Below are 16,298 nucleotides of genomic sequence, written 5' to 3' on the forward strand. Positions count from 1 at the left end.
CGCCTTCCCCCGCTCCAGATAACCTTGTAAATCTTATTCACAGAAGCATACAGCCTCCTATGCAACATCATAAAATCGGCCAGAGAATTCAGCACTCCGACTGCTTTTTTTCACAAAATCCTGTCCATGGGAATTCCAACGTCACAAATTTTTCTGTCATTTCAAAAGGCAGAAACGTACAGATTCATTCCATATCACCAATTCGCCGTTTACACTGGCTCTTGATGGAAAGTATTAACATAGTGCGCTGGGCGCGGCGAGGAAGTTCAGTCGCTCAGGGCTATCCCAACTGCGACGCGATTTGCACAGCCTGTTTTGTGAATCTCCCTCGCCGCGCTTTTTCGTTTTTTAATCAAGAAAAAGTATTAATTGAAAAACAGCATCGACAGAACAGCCGCCGTACGCCGCCTTATTTTTTGCGTTTCATGCGCAAAGACAGATGCCCCAGCACGGGCGAGCGCTCCGGCACGGGGACGGTGAGGTCCTGATCGATGCGCCGTCCCTTTTCGGGAACGTCGAGCAGAGAGGATTTGGAACGCTGCAGGAGCTGGCTGGGGTAAACGCTGCGATGTCCGACGATCATGAACGATGTGACGCTGACGACCGCGGCAAACGGAGCGGCTTGGCCGCCCAGCAGCTCGACCGCCATGATCGTCGATGCGAGCGGCGCGTTGGCGCTGCCCGCAAGAACGCCGACCAAGCCCCAGGAAGCGTAGGTAATGGGATTGAGGCTGAAAAACTGAGCAAACGCCGAACCGGCGGCGGCGCCGATAAAGAAGATCGGCGTCACGACGCCGCCGCTGCCGCCGCAGGACAACGTCAGCACGGTCATGAGGATTTTCCAGAGCCACGCCCACGGGGAGACGCGGCCGCCATGAAGCACGGAAAACATGCCCGCCTCGCTGAGTCCGAAATAGGAGTCGCCGACAAAATAAGTCAACATCAGGATCAGGGCGGCCCCGAGCAGCGCTTTGGCGACGAGCGGCGCCTTCAGGTCATGGAACCATTTTTCGGAGAAGTTCATGATTTCGATGAAGCACAGCGAAACGAGACCGAAGAAGGCGCCTGCGGCCAGAGTCCAGAGGAAGCTTTGCGGGGAAAAAAGCGGCAAATGTTCCGCCACGGGAAAGAACGAATATTCCAGCCCCAGCGACAGCGCCGTGCGCCAGGCGACGACGCCGCTCAGGAACGAGGCGAAAAGCACGTCGTAAAAGATCTGGCCGATGTACAGGACTTCGAGCGCGAAGACCGCGCCCGCCACCGGCGTGCCGAAAACGGCGGCAAAACCGGCGGAAACGCCGCAGACGACCAGTTTCTTTTTATCCAGATCGTTGAACTTCAGCAGTCTGGCCAGCGTCGAAGTCAGCCCGGCGGCGATCTGCGTGGCCGGGCCTTCCTTGCCCGCCGATCCTCCGGCGGCGACGGTAACGATGGTGGTGATCATTTTCACCGGCACGACCTTGACGTCGATCTGCCCGGCCCGCTCGTGAACGGCCTCGACGACTTTTTCGGTGCCGTGTCCGCTGGCGTCGGGCGCCAGATAATGAACCATCAGGGTGCTGGCGGCCAGACCCAGCGGCAGGATCGCGTAATGCCAGATTCCGGTCAGCTTTCCCGCCTCTCCGATGGAGAATTCGAGCAGCTTCATGAACAGGCTGACCGCGCCGCCGACGACAAGCCCCGACAGCACGGCCAACGCCGTCCATTTGATCACGGCATAACACAAAACGAACTCTTCCAGAAAAACGCGGATGCCTCTGTTGTCCTTATTCAATCTAAATCCTCCGTTTATTCAGTCGGCGTCGGCGGCAAGCGCCCGGCGCAGGATGCAGAACGCCGCCAGGTCGTCAACGCAGCGCGGCGGCACCAGCAGCGAGAGCGGCACAAACCGTTTCAGCCCCCGCGGCGGATGCATGTCCCAATACAGACGGCGCGCTTCCAAAGTCGTGTTCAGTTCCCCGACGAGTTCGACTGCAAACCGGCGCGCCAGCGCCTGCACAAAGCGCGCGTGTCCGGTGCCGTCGCCGCAGAAGACTTTGGCGATCTTGCCGTCTTCGGGCAGTTCCCCTTCGAGCCGCCATTCTTCGCAATCTTTACAGGAGCGAGCGGCTTTCAGGGCAAAATCCTCAAGCTTTTCCGCCGGGACGATCCCCGACGCCACGAGTTTCCCCTCGCCGCCGGCCAGCGCCCAGCCGAACTTCTGCCGCCCCGGATCAATGCCCAAATACATTTCAGCGATCCCCCGGCACCGTGCTGGCCCAGCGAGGATAGAGCCACAACAGCCACTGTCCGGGATGTTCGCGGATCCAGGAGCTGATGCGGTCGTTGCATATTTTCAGACAGCTTTCTTCGTTTTCGCCGAACGCCACTCCGGCGGGATCGGCGAGGGCCGGCTCGAAAATCACCCGGTGGGTAAAGCCGTCGGGCTCACGTACGATATGCGTCGGCACCACGGCCGCGCCGAACTTCGCGGCCAATTTGGCCACGCCGGTCGGCGTGCTGGCCGGCAGCCCCAGGAAGGGGACGACAATCCCCTGATCCTTGGCGTCCTGATCGTGAAGAACGCACAGGACTTCGCCGTTTCGCAGGCAGCGGATCGCCCCTTTCAGCCCCTGCCCTTTCTGCACGTTCCGCGAACCGGCCAGCGAACGAAGCTTCATGAGCAGGCCGGTGATGCGCTGGTCGCGCTGATTGGCCGCGACGACGTTGAGCGGGTATTTCTTCGACGCGCAGATGTTGGCGATCTCCCAGTTGTCGAGATGCCCCAGCAGGAGGATGACTCCGCGCCCGCGGGCGAGTGCCTGCCGAAGGTTTTCTTCGCCCTGCAAAGCGACGTATCGTTCGACGGTCGCCGCGATCTTGGGAAGGCGCAGGGTTTCCGCCACGGCCCGGCCGATATTGCGGTAAGAAGCGAGGACGATCCGACGCGCCGGCGTGACGCCGATGCCCAGCGCGCGCACGCAGCGCGCCTCCGCCTTGTCGACTCTGCTTTTGCAGACCAGCCACATGACTCTTCCCAACACGTCTCCCAACCGGACCGCCGTTTTGTGCGGCAGCCGGCAAAAAATCGCCCTGAGAGCGCAAATCAAGTACCAGTAAAAATTCTGCATGAATTCCCCTCTCTTTGCGCGGCCGCGATGAAAAGGCCGCTTCACGCGGCGCGCGCCGTAAAAAAGGACCGGAAACTGCCTCCGGTCCTTGTGCGCCGCCAGTTCACTGTCTTCGGGCCTGGTTGGCGACGGCTTCCGCCGCGACCTTCGCGGCTTCGGGATCGCCGAGGTAACGATGCGAAACGGGGCGCAGATTTTCGTCCAGTTCGTAAAGCAGCGGGATCCCCGTGGGAATGTTAAGCCCGACGATCTCCTCGTCGCCGACGCCGTCCAGATATTTGATCAGCGCCCTGAGGCTGTTGCCGTGCGCCGCGACGATCAGCCGCCGCCCGGCCGCGATCTCCGGGCAGATCACCTCGTTCCAATAGGGCAGAACGCGGGCGACGGTGTCCTTCAGACATTCGCTCAGAGGCAGTTCGGCCGGGCTCAGATTCAGGTACCGCGGGTCGTTGCCGGGATAGCGGGGATCGTCGCGAGTCAGAGGGGGCGGCGGCACGTCATAGCTGCGGCGCCAGATCTTGACCTGCGCCTCGCCCGCTTTTTCGGCCATTTCTGCCTTGTTGTATCCCTGCAGAGCGCCGTAATGGCGTTCGTTCAGACGCCAATCTTTGACGACCGGGATCCACATCTGGTCGAGCTCTTCCAGGGCGAGCCACAGCGTCTTGATGGCACGCTTGAGGCAGGATGTGTAGGCTTTGTCGAACACAAAGCCTTCTTCCCTCATGAGCTGCCCGGCGGAACGCGCTTCCTCGATCCCTTTCTCCGACAGCGGCACATCGGTCCACCCGGTGAAACGGTTCTCCCGGTTCCATTGACTCTCGCCGTGACGCAGGAGAATTATCTTATAAGTCATGATCGCAGCCTCCCGAGAGTGAAAATATTCTGTGACGATAAATGTATTTTAGCTGAAAAAACAGCCGACGTCGAGGATTTTCTCCGCGACAAGGGCCGCTTCGTTTTCCGCAGGGAAAATAGAAAAAGCCCGTCCTCTCGGGCGGGCTGAAAAAACGAAGCGCTTTTACTTGGAGTAGAACTCGACGACGACCTGCTCGTCGGCAATGTTGGGGATATCCGCGCGTTCGGGCAGACGAACGATCGTTCCCTTGCCGCCTTCGAGAGTCAGCCACGCGGGCTTGGAAACTGCCGCCGCCGCTTCGAGGTTCTGCTTGAGAACCACCATCTCGGCGCTGTTTTCGCGAACGGTGACGACATCGCCGGGATTGAGACGCACGCCGGGCATGTCCACCTTGCGGCCATTCACGAGGAAATGACCGTGACGAACAAGCTGACGGGCCTGAGGACGGGTGACACAGTAGCCGAGACGATAGACCACGTTGTCGAAGCGGCTCTCGAGCAAAATCAGCATGTTGCTGCCGGTAACGCCATCCATCTTCTTGGCGGCGACGTAAACAGCGCGAAGCTGTTTCTCGCTCACGCCATAGGCAAGACGAATCTTCTGCTTCTCCTGAAGCTGAAGTCCATAAATGGACTGCTTCGCACGGCGACGAGGCGCTCCTCCGGGAGGCGTGGCCTTCTTGGCAAGCAGCTTATCGTACTTGGGGTTGCCAAATACGTTGGCGCCGAGACGGCGAACGATTTTTCCCTTGGGAGTGACCTTTCTGTTGACATTCTTGGACATTGATTATGTTACTCCTTCGCACAAAAGAAATTGGACGGATATTTCTTTCCAGCAGCCTGTAAAACTTACTTCAAAGATCAGTTTCTGTCAAGGAGAGAATCGAGTTTCTTCAGTATTTTATCTATGAAAAACGCGCCTCGTTCTCTTTATCCCTCGACAGATCCTCTATTTCGCTGCCGGATCGCCGTTCTTGTACGCCAAGGGGATGTTCAGAACAGGTTTCTTGCCGAGCCGGGAAAGTTTGAAAGTGAAAATTCGGCTCTGTCCTTCGATCGGTTTGTCGTCCATATCGAGGACATCGATCCTGGCTTTGTGCGTGCCGCTGCCGATCGCAACGGCCTGATCGCGGTCGTCGGCATAAAGGATCTTTCCTTCTCCGGAATCGATGGAGACCTGAACGGCCTCCATAGCCTCGACAGACTGACCGTCATCCTGGCAGGCGACATTCTCGACGATGAAGTCGTACGCCTTGCCATGGTCGTAGCAGTACCACCCAAGCGCCGCAAAAACAAAAATTATCGCGAGATTCACAATGATTCTTTTCATCTTCATTTTTTCGTGCCTCCGTCCGCACTCTGGCCGCGGAACTGCGCGCGGGCGATTTCGCGATCGGCGTGCCGTCTCCAGGCGTGAAGCACCAGCGCCAGCGAAATGATGCCGTAAGATACAAAGACGCGGAAAAACTCGCCAATCTGCGCGTCGCCGGTCAGGTATTTGCCGGCCATCGGCGAGACGACGAACATCAGATGGAACAGGATTACGCCGACGAAAACGTTCAAGATGGAAGCGCGGCTGACGCTCGCGCCGCCGACCAGCAGCGAGGCGATGGCGAACACGCCGGCCTGTTCGTGGCTGTTGTAGGTGTTCATCGTGCCGACGTTTTGCAGGAAGATAATCTGTCCGTAGCAGGCCAGCACCGTCGAAATCACGATGGAAATAACGCGGGTGCGAAGCACGGGGATGCCCGCCGAATCGGCCACGGCCATATCCTGTCCGGTCGCGCGCATGTCCTGTCCCAGCTTGGTTTTGCGGAACCAGACGATAAACAGGCAGAAGAGCCCAATGACGATAAACGTCGCGACGGGGATCTGGATTCCGAAGATCTCAAGCGGAACCAAGTCGTCGAGGCAACGGCGAATGCTGTCGAGGTTGATCGTGTTTCTGATCCCGTACCCTCTCGACAACACCAGTTTCGTGTTCGTGATCGGCACGATGCTGCCAAAACCGTACAAAACCGCCAGCTGGTACACGCCGTTCATGAAAAATCCCAGAATATACGACGTGACCATTTCGCGGCCGCGGGCTTTGTTCAGGACAACGCCGCAGATCCACCCGAAAAAGATCGCCAGCGGCGTGGCGATAATCGCGGCGAGCACCATGCCGTTCAGGCCAACGACGTTCCAGTCGCTGACGAAGATCAATCCGAGCTGCCCGGCCATGGCCCCCAGGACCATGCCAAAGTTCAGTCCCATCCCCGCCATAATGGGGACGAGCAGCGAGAGGACGAGGAACGAGTTGCGCGACAGGCGGATCAGCATCTCCTGAACCAGATAATCGAGCGAGAACCGGGAAATGGGAATCGCAATGGCGCTCACGACGAGAAAGACAATGGGCACCGCGTTCCTGATAAGGAACATTTTGATTTTATTCGTATTGTTCATCAGGATCTCACCTTCGTCACACGAGTCAGAGCATACAGAATCATGCCATTCGACACAATAATACGAATGACTTCAGACATATCGGTCTGGATCATGCTGTTGATGACCGACGGCGTCATCGTCAGGATCCCCTGGAACAGGATCGTTCCCACGATCACGTTGACGATATTGGCTTTTTTCACGGACGCGCCGCCGATCAGGATCGCGGCCACGGCCGGAAACGCCATGTAGAAAGGCCCCATGTAGAGCTGAACGAAACCGAAGCACTGTTCGTACATGATGATGCCGATCGCGCCCAGCCACGTGGAAAGGATGACCGACAGCGTGCGCATCTTGTCGATATTCACGCCGCTGGCGCGGGCGTAATCGGGATTGGAACCGACGATGGTCATGGCCGTTCCGGTGCGGGTCCGCATGAAAAGGGACATCAAGCAGCACAGCAGCAGGAAGAAAAGGAACATTCCCGTGGGGAACGCCAGGAACTCGTTGATGCGAAACGCGCCGATGCTGCTGATGGCGTTCTGCCAGAAAGCTTCGATGGAAATGGTCGTGCGCAGCCCCTTGCCGGCGTAGCCCCAGACCATGTTCGGGCTCTTGTAAGGCAATACCAGCCACATGATGCACATCAAAGCGACGGACGAAAAACCGACGTAGGTGGCGATCATCATCTCGCTGCCTTTGACCTTGTTGAGCAGAAGTCCGTAGCACCATCCCAGCACGATGGCGATAGGCGTGGCGATCAGCATGGCGGTGAGGATGCCCGGCAGTCCGGTGACTTCGAGTTCGACGCTCGTCACGGCGCCAAGCAGCCCGGCGATGATGCCGAGAGGCAGACCGAAATTGAGGCCGCAGCCCGACTGGACCATCGGCACCATGGCCAGCACCATGACGCCGTTCATGCCGAAACGCACCAGCGTGTCGTTGATCGACGCGTCAAGACGGACGCCGACGAATGGAGCGAGCACAAATAACGAGATCAGGAACAAAGCGATGAGGATTCGCGGCCAGCCAACGTCCTCAATAAAATTCTTGATGTCTTTCATTGATTCGCAGCCTCCTCGCTGGTACCGAGCATCAGATAGCCAAACTCCTCCGAAGAAGCGGAAGCGGGCTTGATGCCGACGACCGTTCCCTTGTCGATAATCGCGATGCGGTCACAGATCGAACGCAGCTCTTCCAGTTCGGAAGAGATCATCACGATGGTCATGCCGAGTTCGCGGTTGTACTTCTTCAACGTATCGAGCACGACTTTTTTCGCGCCGACGTCGATGCCGCGCGTCGGTTCCGAAACGAAAAGCAGTCGGGGATGCGTCTCGAAAGCTTTGGCCAGGCAGATCTTCTGCTGATTTCCGCCGGAGAGCTCGCGCACACGCTGTTTCGGGCTGACGCACTTGATCTCCAGCTCCTGAATGTACTTTCTGGCGCATTCCAAAATGGCGTTGTCGTCGCGGACCTTGACCAAACCGCCGCACGACGGTTTGAGAAAACGTTTCTGATTCTGCAATGACGTAAAGATGATATTCCAAGCGATCGATTCGTCGAGCAGCAACCCGACGCCGCGGCGATCCTCGGAAACCGAGGAAATTCCCATCGACAAGGGCGAGGTCGGGTCGTTCAACTGTACGGCCTTGCTGTCGAATTCCACCGCCCCTCCGGACGCATAAAGCCCCATAATGCCGTTCGAGATGCCAAGCTTGCCCTGTCCGGCCAGACCGCCGATGCCGAAGATCTCGCCTTCCTTGATGTCGAGATTGACGTCGCGCACCGTTTCGCCGGGCATATCGACCCACAGATTGCGAACCTTCAGGATCTCCCGCCCAAACTTGCGCTCTTCCGCGTCGCCCTGGGCCGCCTTTTCGATGTTGCGTCCCACCATGCTGCTGGCGATCTCGCGCACGGTCGTTTTCGACGGCTCCGTCGTCAGCACCACTTCTCCGTCGCGCAGAACGACGATGTCGTCGCAGACTTCCATGACCTCGCGCAGGCGGTGCGAGATGAAGATGATGGCGATGCCGTTTTTGGCCAGCCGACGCATCGAATCGAGCAGAATCTCCGCTTCGCTCTCGGTGAGAACGGCCGTCGGCTCGTCGAGAACCAGAAGCTGCGTTTTGCTCTTGTCGATCTCGCGGGCAATTTCCGTGAACTCTTTATGCCCGACGGGAAGCTCGGAAATAAGCGTCTCGCCGTCGAGCGAGAAATTCAGCTTTTTGATCGCCTCTTCGGCGCGAAGCTTCATGTCGGCGCGATCCAGCGTCTTCAGACGTTCGCCGAAAGCTTCGACCAGAGGGTTGTAAACGAGCGACTCGCGATTGAGAACGATATTCTCCGTGACCGAAAAGCCGGGAATCAGCGAAAATTCCTGATGGACCATGCCGATGCCGGCTTCCAGCGCATCGTTCGGGCTGTGGAAATCGGCTTCCTTGCCGCTGATGTAGAATTTGCCCTCGTAGCCTCCCGTCTCGGCGATCACATTCATGCCGAACAGAATGTTCATCAGCGTCGACTTCCCCGCGCCGTTCTCCCCCACCAGACCAAGGATCCGTCCCTTGCCCAGGCTGAATGAAATATTCTTAAGAACTCGATTCCCGAAATAGGCTTTGCCTATTTGTTCCACACGAAGCAAAGGTTCTCCTCCCATGGACGAGTACCTCCTTTACTGGATAAAACGCCGCTTCAGCGGTCAGAATTTGATCTATTGCATTCTTCTGACGCCATTTTCATCAACGCCAGAGTATGTTCCACTTTCAAAACAGCGAGCGCTGCCGTATGTTTTCGGAATTTCAGGCCGCATCTCGCCGCGAACGCTTAAAAAATGGAGCGGGGGGAGGTCGAAATTACTCCCCCGCTCCGTTTTTGCCGCATAAAACCTGTTTCGCTATTTCAGCTGCAGATATTTTTCAGGAACGACTTCGTCGGTCATGTTGAGGTAGCCCTTGCCAAAGATGTAGGTATCCTGATAGACGAGGATGTTGTTCTTCAGCTCGAGGCCCGTGTTGGCGTCCATGTAAACGGTGCCGTTCCACTTTGCGCCCGGCGTAGCGCCGTTATAAGCGGCGAGAAGGTCCTCGCGCTTGAAATGACGACGGAAATTCTTCGGGGAAACGTCCTTCTCGATGCAGCTCTTGGCGTACTCGCCCAGCGCGAAAGTGGTCGTGAAGCCGTAGGAATACGCCCACGTGCCCATGCGTCCGGCGCCACCCTTGGCGACAACGGCGTCTTCCACTCTCTTCAAGATCGCGGGGAAATCGCCCGCCACGTCGGAAAGCTCGACGCCCAGAGCGCCGGGATAGCCCATCAGCGGCGAAGGAAGATCGGCTTCGATGAAGAAGCCCTTGCTCTCGGCGATCCTCTTCAGCAGAGGCTCGGTTTCGGCGTCGTTGGTGCAGAAGAAAGCGGTGTTGGGGCCATACTTGTCAAGCCACTGCGGAACGTGCTCGAGGATGAACTGCTGCGCGCCGGCCACGCCGACGTCGCTGGTGGGATCGGGAGCGCTCTCGAAGTGATACTTCATCCCCAGATCGTTGCAGGTGGCTTCCATGATCTTGGCGCGACGAGACATAAGCTCATAGCTCATGTGACGGGGGAAGGAGATATGGACGAAGTCGGTGCAGCCCAGCTTGTGGGCGGCGAGGATGATCAGATAGCCGCGGGCGATGCTGTCGGAGTGAATGATAAGATCCCCGGAAGGGGCGATGACGCCGGGATCCTCGTGGTTCTCGCCGGCAAACAGCAGGATGTCGGGCCGGGCTTCGCGAATACGGCGGAACGCCTCGGTCGTGCCGGGGATAGCCTGGTTGACGATGACGGCCTTCATCAGCGGATCGTCGGCGAACGAAGCGATCTGGGAGATCGTCGTTTCCTGCTCGGTCATGAAGTTGTCGGGGTAGGTGATGTGCTTGATCATGCCGCCGTTGGCGACGTCGCCGTAACGTTTGATCAGCTCTTCCGCGCCGCGAAGATCGTCCTCGGACTGAGAAACCGTGCCCGTGCAGACGCCGATGTGAAACTTCGCCGGCTCCGCCGCCATGGCGGACACGGCCCCCGCAAACAACGCCGCGGTCAGCAGACCAACAACAAACTTTTTCATTACTTATCCCCTCCACATATATAAATTTTAGCAAGAAGAAATTCGCCTTTTCTTACTTGCATAGGAAAAGTTTACACGAGGAAGGAAATACCGTCAATCACGAGTCAGTTGTAAAAAAACGAAAACTAAACGTTGAATTTACTGCTAAAAATTTATGACTGTGTAACACGGTCAGATATGCGCATCGCATCTCTCCCAGAGATAAAAGCTTACGTCGACTTATCCAAGACTTTTTGTCAAATATATTAAGATAATAAATACACAGCTCTATTAAAGATAACAGTCATTTCAAATTTAATGCAATGAAAACAAAAGAAAGATTCCGCCGTGTCCCATACGCGGCAAGAACGCCGGACGCCCGTTCAAGGCCCTATTTTTTGCAAAAAAAAGGGCGAAGAAGCACGCTTCTCCGCCCCTCAAACATCGGCAAATATTTATTTCATGTCGAGATATTTTTCGGGAATGACCTCGCCGGTCATGTTGAGGTAGCCCTTGCCAAAGATGTAGGTATCCTGATAGACGAGGATGTTGTTCTTCAGCTCGAGGCCCGTGCTCGCGTCCTTGTAGATCGTCCCGTTCCAGCTTGCGCCGGGAGTTTCCGCGTCGAAAGTTTTCAGAAGAGCGTCCATCTTGAAGTTGCGGCGGAAGTTTTTCGGCGTGACGTCCTTTTCGATGCAACTCTTGGCGTACTCGCCCAGCGCCAAGGTGTTGGTGAATCCGTAAGAGTAAGCCCAGGTGCCCATGCGTCCGGAACCGCCCGCCTTGATCACGGCGTCCTCGACTCGCTTGAGGATCGCGGGGAAATCGCCCGCCACGTCGGAAAGTTCGACGCCCAGCGCGCCGGGGTAGCCCATCAGCGGCGAAGGCATGTCCGCTTCGATGAAATAGCCGCCTTTCCCCTCGGCGATTCTCTTCAGCAGGGGTTCGGTGTGCGCGTCGTTGGTGCAGAAAAAAGCCGCCATCGGGCCGTACTTCTCGATCCAATGCGGAACTTTCTCGAGGATGAACTGCTGCGCGCCGGCCACGCCGACGTCGCTGGTGGGATCGGGAGCCGTTTCGAAATGGTATTTCATGCCCAGATCGTTGCAGGCGGCCTCCATGATCTTGGCGCGACGGGAGAGAAGCTCATAGCTCATGTGGCGCGGGAAGGAGATATGGACGAAATCGGTGCAGCCCAGCTTGTGGGCGGCGAGGATGATCAGATAGCCGCGGGCGAGATCTCCGGCGTGAGTGACAAGGTCGGACGTGGGAGAGATGACGCCGGGATCCTCGTGGTTCTGCCCGGCAAACAGCAGGATGTCGGGGCGCGTCTCGCGAATACGGCGAAACGCCTCGGTCGTGCCGGGGATAGCCTGGTTGACGATGACGGCCTTCATCAGCGGATCGTCGGCGAACGAAGCGATCTGGGAAATCGTCGTTTCCTGCTCGGTCATGAAGTTGTCGGGGTAGGTGATGTGCTTGATCATGCCGCCGTCGGCGACGTCGCCGTAACGTTTGATCAGCTCTTCCGCGCCGCGAAGATCGTCCTCGGTCTGAGAAACCGTGCCCGTGCAGACGCCGATGTGAAACTTCGCCGGCTCCGCCGCCATGGCGGACACGGCCCCCGCAAACAACGCCGCAGCCAGCAGAGACGTAACGAACTTTTTCATTGTTATCTCCTCCGATACATAAATTTTAGCAAAAAAAAATCAATTTCACTTGCCGTTTAGACCTTACACAAATATTTCGGCATCGTCAACGACACTTTTATTGCAAACAAAACATGAACAAACATTAATTTACTATCCAGAAGCGCCGTCCTCGCGGACACCGCACCGTCTGAACGGGCATAAACGCAGAAGGGCGCTCAGTTTTCACTGAGCGCCCTTCTTTGAAAAACTCATGCAAAATCCATGCACGCTGTTTCCGAAACCACGAAGAACTAGTTGACCTGCTCTTTGAGCCCCTTGCCGGCGCGGAAAACAGGAACCTTTTTGGCGGGAATCTGGATCGTCTTCTTGGGATCCTGAGGATTGCGTCCTACGCGGGCGGCACGTTTGCGGACTTCGAATGTGCCGAAACCGACCAGCTGAACCCTGTCTCCCTTGGCCAGGGCCTTCTCGATCGCAGCAAAAGTAGCGGAAATCGCTTCGCCCGCCGCCTTCTTGCTCATACCAGCATTTGCAGCAACTTCATTGATCAGATCGTTCTTTGTCATTTTTCTCTGCCTCCTTAAATTATCAATACGAAAAGCCTGCACGAAAAGGGTGCCTCATAACGAGGCGCCCTTATTCTAAACGCAATGTCACTGAACGGTCAAGCCTTTTCGTTATTTCCATGGCTGGAACGCCAAAAAAGACGCAGCGGAACGCCGTCAAAATCTCCCGCTTCGCGAATTTTCCGCGACAGGTGGTTTTCAAAGCTCTTCGTCACGATCGCAGGGTCGTTGACGAAGAAGATAAACGTCGGCGGCACCGCGGCGCTCTGCGTGCAGTAATAGATCCGCAGCCGGCGTCCCGTGCCGTCCGTCGGCAGACGGTCGAAAGCCAGCATGTCGCGGATAATACGGTTCAATACCGTCGTGCTGAATCTGGATTGGCGGCGCCGGTGCACCTGGCTGACCAGATCGAGCAGCCGATGCAGACGGCGGCCGGAAACGGCCGAAGTGAAAAGCACCGGCGCGTGGCTCGCGAAGCGGAACTCCTCGCGGAGTTTCCCGTTCACCTCGTCGCCGGTCTCCGGCGTGTTGGGCAGCAAGTCCCATTTGTTGACCACGAGGACGACGCCCTTGCCGCGGGCGAGGATCTCCCCCACCAGACGCTGGTCCTGCTCCGTCGCCAGTTCCCGCACGTCCATTACGAATATGGCCACGTCGCACTGATCGACTGCGTCCATGGTCCGCACCGTCGAATAAAATTCGATGTCGTCTTTGACCCGGCTTTTGCGGCGCAGACCGGCCGTATCGACAATGCGGAAGCGTTCGCCCTTATACTCGAGCACGGCGTCGATCGAATCGCGGGTCGTTCCCGGGATGTCGCTGACCAGCGACCGCTGGCTGCCCGTCAGCGCGTTGAGGATGCTCGACTTCCCCACGTTGGGGCGGCCGACGAGCGCCACGCTGATCACGCCTTCCTCCGGGCCCTGCTCGTCTTCTTTATCGCCCAACATCTGCACTACCTGGTCCAGAAGCTCGTCAATCCCGCGATCATGAAGCGCGCTGACACCGACGACTTTCTCGAAACCGAGCGAGTAGGCTTCGGCGACGTCGTCCTCATGACTGAAGTCGTCTATTTTATTGACCGCGAGGATGACCATCGAAGAATGAGAACGGAGCACCTGCGCCACATCCTCGTCCATCCAGGTGACTCCCCGGCTGCCGTCGACCATGAAAATCACGACGTCGCTCTCTTCGATGGCCTGGAATATCTGATCCTTCATGCCCTCCATGATCGGGTCTTTGTCTTTCAGCAGCAGACCGCCGGTATCGACCACGTAAAAACTTTTATCCTTCCATTGCACGCAGCCGTACAAACGGTCGCGCGTAACGCCCGGCATATCGTCGACGATAGCCCGGCGTTCGCCGATGATTCTGTTGAACAGCGACGACTTCCCTACGTTGGGACGTCCGACGATCGATACTATTGCCATTGCATAACTCCTTCATGTAAGCGGAACTTCCGTCAGTCCGAGCAAACTTCGACGCTGGGAAAACCCCGGCGGGAACTCCGGATGGTGAAATATTTTTCAAGACAGCGCCGCAACGGCGCCATGCGCGCGGTAAAAACGGTCAGCGCCGCGCCGGCCGCATCGGACTGCATGGTCGTAAAACCGGCTTCGTCGAGTCCGAAGACAAAATCGTCCTTCTCCTTCCAATCTTTCGGCAGCTCAATTTTGGCCATGTGCGAATAGGGGGGAAAAGAGAAAGCGCTTCTTTCCGCCAATTCCTCCCGCCAGAAATAGCTCCAGCCGGCCTGAAGAGATTTGAGAACCAACTGCCCGGGGCGGCGCGTTTGAAACAGGACCGTGCGCGCCCCCTGCCCCCGCCAGAGGGATTCCTCGAACATGGAAAACGCGGAAAAACGCGACGCGTAATCGGGCTGGCGAGCCTCGGCGTCCGCGTCCAGCCAGCCGATCAAAGCGGGATGTAGCCCGTCAAGCAGGCTCAAGGCCCGCCGCGAGCCGAGCAGGAGCCCGCCTTCTTGCTTCAGTTCGGCAAGCCGGCGACGCCCGTCGGTCAGGTTCGCAGGATTCCCTGCGTGCCAGAGGCGCACGGGGCTGGCGCCCAAAAGATTCTGCGCCAGCGGCTGAAGCGCTTCCAGACCGGGCGCGGTCCCCTGAAACATCCGCCCGCCGCACTGCGGGCAGACTTCGGGCACGCTCGCTCTGGCGCCGCAAAGAGGGCAGCGCATCTCGTTCCGTTCAAAAGCCATGGCGGCGCCGCAGCGCGGGCACCGCACCGCCTGGCCGCAATCGGCGCACTGCAGTTCGCCGCTCACGCCGCGCCGGTCCAAAAGCCAAAAAACGATGCGCTTGTCAGCCGCATGCCGCAGCGTTTCCGTCACAAGCACATCGGAAAGGGGCAGCGGGAACTGCATGCCCCTGAACGGAAGAAGCGAAGCGCCGTGAAGGTCAAGAATGCGCACGACAGACCGCGCCGCCGTTTTCCGCTCGGCCGGGTGAAAGTTTTTGAACACCCGCGACGACGGGATCCGCCCTCCCACGACAAGACAACCGCCGGAAACGCGAGCGCGGGCCGCGGCAAAACTCCTCAGCGAGAACGGCGGATGTTTTTGACTGCGCCAGGATGGGTTCGCCTCTTCGTCGATGATGAACAGTCCCGGCGCGGCAAACGGCGCAGCCGCCGCCCCCGGGCCGCCGACGATCACAGCGTCGTCGCGGGACAGGGCCAGGCGCCAGTTCTTCGTCGCCGCCTGAGCGCCCGACGCCGGCCACAGGATCAGGCGCTCCTTTGGGATCGCGCCGACCAAACTTTTGTAAAATCTTTGCGCCTGCTCTCGTTCCGGAAAGAGCGCCAGCGCGCCGCGACGACAGACGTAGATCTTTTCGCGATAGAGCCGCCAGCGTTCTTCATCGTCGTAGCGATAACAAAATTCGGACGAAAACGGGATTTTTTCGCTTTCTCCGTACGGCGCGAAAGGGTCGCCCCGCCAGAAAGATGCCGGTAGCAGCAGCCTTAAGATTTCCGCCTGAGAACACAGAAAGGCCCGGGCAATTTCGTTTACGGCCTGCAGATACGGACGGTTCAGCACAGGCTGCGCGTCGAGAACCCGCAGAACGGTTTTCAGCCGGAGCGCCGCCGCGTTGTCCGCCCTTCCCGCCGCGAGCCCGACGCGGACGCCCCGCCCCATCGGAACAAGCACGCGCGCGCCGGCAGGCACGTCCCCCTCCGTCTGATACGTCAGCTCATGCCACCACGGCCCGGGAATCAGAACCTGCAGTTGAAACATGCTCCGAGCCCGAGAACGCTTTTATTTCCGACGGCTGTCCGCAGATCCGGAACTTTTTTTCTCCGCGGCGCGTTCCAGCTTCTTCTGTTCCTCTTCGAACGCCGCTTCCGATTCCAGCTCGTTCTCGATGGCGTCGGGAATCGTTTCGGTCTGCAGCTGCACGCTGACGTTTCCATCTTCCATGTCGCACAACGCCAAAGAGATGGCTTTTTCGCCGGGGTGCTTCTCGAGTATCCCGTTGACTCCTTTCACTTCGCTGATCTGACGCGCCCTCTGCGCGATGATCGCCGTGAGAAGGTACTTGTTGTGCACGTTCACGTTGTCCATTATCTTATCCAGATTATGAAAATTCAT

15 protein-coding genes are annotated in these 16,298 nt (G+C 57.9%); all 15 read right to left on the reverse strand.

Annotated features, from left to right (window positions below):
* Nucleotides 1–409: 409 nt before the first annotated feature.
* Nucleotides 410–1,774, reverse strand: coding sequence for a chloride channel protein (locus tag HMPREF7215_RS00390; RefSeq protein WP_009163558.1), 1,365 nt, complete (start codon nucleotides 1,772–1,774; stop codon nucleotides 410–412).
* Between the two features lie 18 nt (nucleotides 1,775–1,792).
* Entirely contained in the window at nucleotides 1,793–2,230 is a 438-nt protein-coding gene (locus HMPREF7215_RS00395) for a RuvC family protein (protein WP_009163559.1), read from the reverse strand.
* Nucleotide 2,231: 1 nt separating this feature from the next.
* On the reverse strand, nucleotides 2,232–3,110 hold the full coding sequence (locus HMPREF7215_RS00400; RefSeq protein ID WP_009163560.1) for a lysophospholipid acyltransferase family protein: 879 nt from the start codon (nucleotides 3,108–3,110) through the stop codon (nucleotides 2,232–2,234).
* 103 nt (nucleotides 3,111–3,213) lie between these two features.
* Nucleotides 3,214–3,963, reverse strand: a complete 750-nt coding sequence (gene gpmA, locus HMPREF7215_RS00405; protein ID WP_009163561.1) for a 2,3-diphosphoglycerate-dependent phosphoglycerate mutase — start codon at nucleotides 3,961–3,963, stop codon at nucleotides 3,214–3,216.
* Between the two features lie 165 nt (nucleotides 3,964–4,128).
* A complete protein-coding gene (gene rpsD, locus HMPREF7215_RS00410) occupies nucleotides 4,129–4,749 on the reverse strand; it encodes a 30S ribosomal protein S4 (protein ID WP_009163563.1) in 621 nt (206 codons plus the stop codon).
* Between the two features lie 165 nt (nucleotides 4,750–4,914).
* The gene (locus HMPREF7215_RS00415) at nucleotides 4,915–5,301 is read right to left on the reverse strand and encodes a DUF6672 family protein (RefSeq protein WP_009163564.1); all 387 of its coding nucleotides are present in this window, start codon (nucleotides 5,299–5,301) and stop codon (nucleotides 4,915–4,917) included.
* Entirely contained in the window at nucleotides 5,298–6,410 is a 1,113-nt protein-coding gene (locus HMPREF7215_RS00420) for an ABC transporter permease (protein WP_009163565.1), read from the reverse strand. The genes HMPREF7215_RS00415 and HMPREF7215_RS00420 overlap by 4 nt, the downstream gene beginning before the upstream one ends.
* Nucleotides 6,410–7,453: an ABC transporter permease subunit gene (locus tag HMPREF7215_RS00425; protein ID WP_009163566.1), complete on the reverse strand. Its 1,044-nt coding sequence runs from the start codon at nucleotides 7,451–7,453 to the stop codon at nucleotides 6,410–6,412. The genes HMPREF7215_RS00420 and HMPREF7215_RS00425 overlap by 1 nt, the downstream gene beginning before the upstream one ends.
* Nucleotides 7,450–9,048 carry a sugar ABC transporter ATP-binding protein gene (locus HMPREF7215_RS00430; RefSeq protein ID WP_009163567.1) on the reverse strand — a complete coding sequence of 533 codons (1,599 nt, stop codon included), beginning with the start codon at nucleotides 9,046–9,048 and terminating at the stop codon, nucleotides 7,450–7,452. Before HMPREF7215_RS00430 ends, HMPREF7215_RS00425 begins: the two co-directional genes overlap by 4 nt.
* A 237-nt stretch (nucleotides 9,049–9,285) precedes the next feature.
* The gene (locus HMPREF7215_RS00435; RefSeq protein WP_009163569.1) at nucleotides 9,286–10,497 is read right to left on the reverse strand and encodes a DUF3798 domain-containing protein; all 1,212 of its coding nucleotides are present in this window, start codon (nucleotides 10,495–10,497) and stop codon (nucleotides 9,286–9,288) included.
* A 434-nt stretch (nucleotides 10,498–10,931) separates the two neighbouring features.
* Entirely contained in the window at nucleotides 10,932–12,146 is a 1,215-nt protein-coding gene (locus tag HMPREF7215_RS00440) for a DUF3798 domain-containing protein (protein ID WP_009163570.1), read from the reverse strand.
* A gap of 272 nt (nucleotides 12,147–12,418) precedes the next feature.
* Nucleotides 12,419–12,721, reverse strand: a complete 303-nt coding sequence (locus HMPREF7215_RS00445; RefSeq protein WP_269621641.1) for an HU family DNA-binding protein — start codon at nucleotides 12,719–12,721, stop codon at nucleotides 12,419–12,421.
* Between the two features lie 71 nt (nucleotides 12,722–12,792).
* On the reverse strand, nucleotides 12,793–14,124 hold the full coding sequence (der, locus tag HMPREF7215_RS00450) for a ribosome biogenesis GTPase Der (protein ID WP_009163572.1): 1,332 nt from the start codon (nucleotides 14,122–14,124) through the stop codon (nucleotides 12,793–12,795).
* A gap of 32 nt (nucleotides 14,125–14,156) precedes the next feature.
* A complete protein-coding gene (locus HMPREF7215_RS00455) occupies nucleotides 14,157–15,944 on the reverse strand; it encodes a primosomal protein N' family DNA-binding protein (RefSeq protein ID WP_009163573.1) in 1,788 nt (595 codons plus the stop codon).
* Nucleotides 15,945–15,965: 21 nt separating this feature from the next.
* Complete coding sequence (locus HMPREF7215_RS12205) at nucleotides 15,966–16,298, reverse strand: DNA-directed RNA polymerase subunit omega (protein WP_009163574.1); 333 nt, start codon at nucleotides 16,296–16,298, stop codon at nucleotides 15,966–15,968.

The organism is Pyramidobacter piscolens W5455 (assembly GCF_000177335.1).
GTDB classification, from domain to species: domain Bacteria; phylum Synergistota; class Synergistia; order Synergistales; family Dethiosulfovibrionaceae; genus Pyramidobacter; species Pyramidobacter piscolens.

What these genes read in the sequence shown, in the direction of transcription:
- der (WP_009163572.1), bottom strand. Translation starts at nt 14,124, where the DNA reads ATGGCAATAGTATCGATCGTCGGACGTCCCAACGTAGGGAAGTCGTCG.
- HMPREF7215_RS00435 (WP_009163569.1), bottom strand. Translation starts at nt 10,497, where the DNA reads ATGAAAAAGTTTGTTGTTGGTCTGCTGACCGCGGCGTTGTTTGCGGGG.
- HMPREF7215_RS00395 (WP_009163559.1), bottom strand. Translation starts at nt 2,230, where the DNA reads ATGTATTTGGGCATTGATCCGGGGCGGCAGAAGTTCGGCTGGGCGCTG.
- gpmA (WP_009163561.1), bottom strand. Translation starts at nt 3,963, where the DNA reads ATGACTTATAAGATAATTCTCCTGCGTCACGGCGAGAGTCAATGGAAC.
- HMPREF7215_RS00400 (WP_009163560.1), bottom strand. Translation starts at nt 3,110, where the DNA reads ATGCAGAATTTTTACTGGTACTTGATTTGCGCTCTCAGGGCGATTTTT.
- HMPREF7215_RS00440 (WP_009163570.1), bottom strand. Translation starts at nt 12,146, where the DNA reads ATGAAAAAGTTCGTTACGTCTCTGCTGGCTGCGGCGTTGTTTGCGGGG.
- HMPREF7215_RS00415 (WP_009163564.1), bottom strand. Translation starts at nt 5,301, where the DNA reads ATGAAGATGAAAAGAATCATTGTGAATCTCGCGATAATTTTTGTTTTT.
- HMPREF7215_RS00425 (WP_009163566.1), bottom strand. Translation starts at nt 7,453, where the DNA reads ATGAAAGACATCAAGAATTTTATTGAGGACGTTGGCTGGCCGCGAATC.
- HMPREF7215_RS12205 (WP_009163574.1), bottom strand. Translation starts at nt 16,298, where the DNA reads ATGAATTTTCATAATCTGGATAAGATAATGGACAACGTGAACGTGCAC.
- HMPREF7215_RS00430 (WP_009163567.1), bottom strand. Translation starts at nt 9,048, where the DNA reads ATGGGAGGAGAACCTTTGCTTCGTGTGGAACAAATAGGCAAAGCCTAT.
- HMPREF7215_RS00455 (WP_009163573.1), bottom strand. Translation starts at nt 15,944, where the DNA reads ATGTTTCAACTGCAGGTTCTGATTCCCGGGCCGTGGTGGCATGAGCTG.
- rpsD (WP_009163563.1), bottom strand. Translation starts at nt 4,749, where the DNA reads ATGTCCAAGAATGTCAACAGAAAGGTCACTCCCAAGGGAAAAATCGTT.
- HMPREF7215_RS00420 (WP_009163565.1), bottom strand. Translation starts at nt 6,410, where the DNA reads ATGAACAATACGAATAAAATCAAAATGTTCCTTATCAGGAACGCGGTG.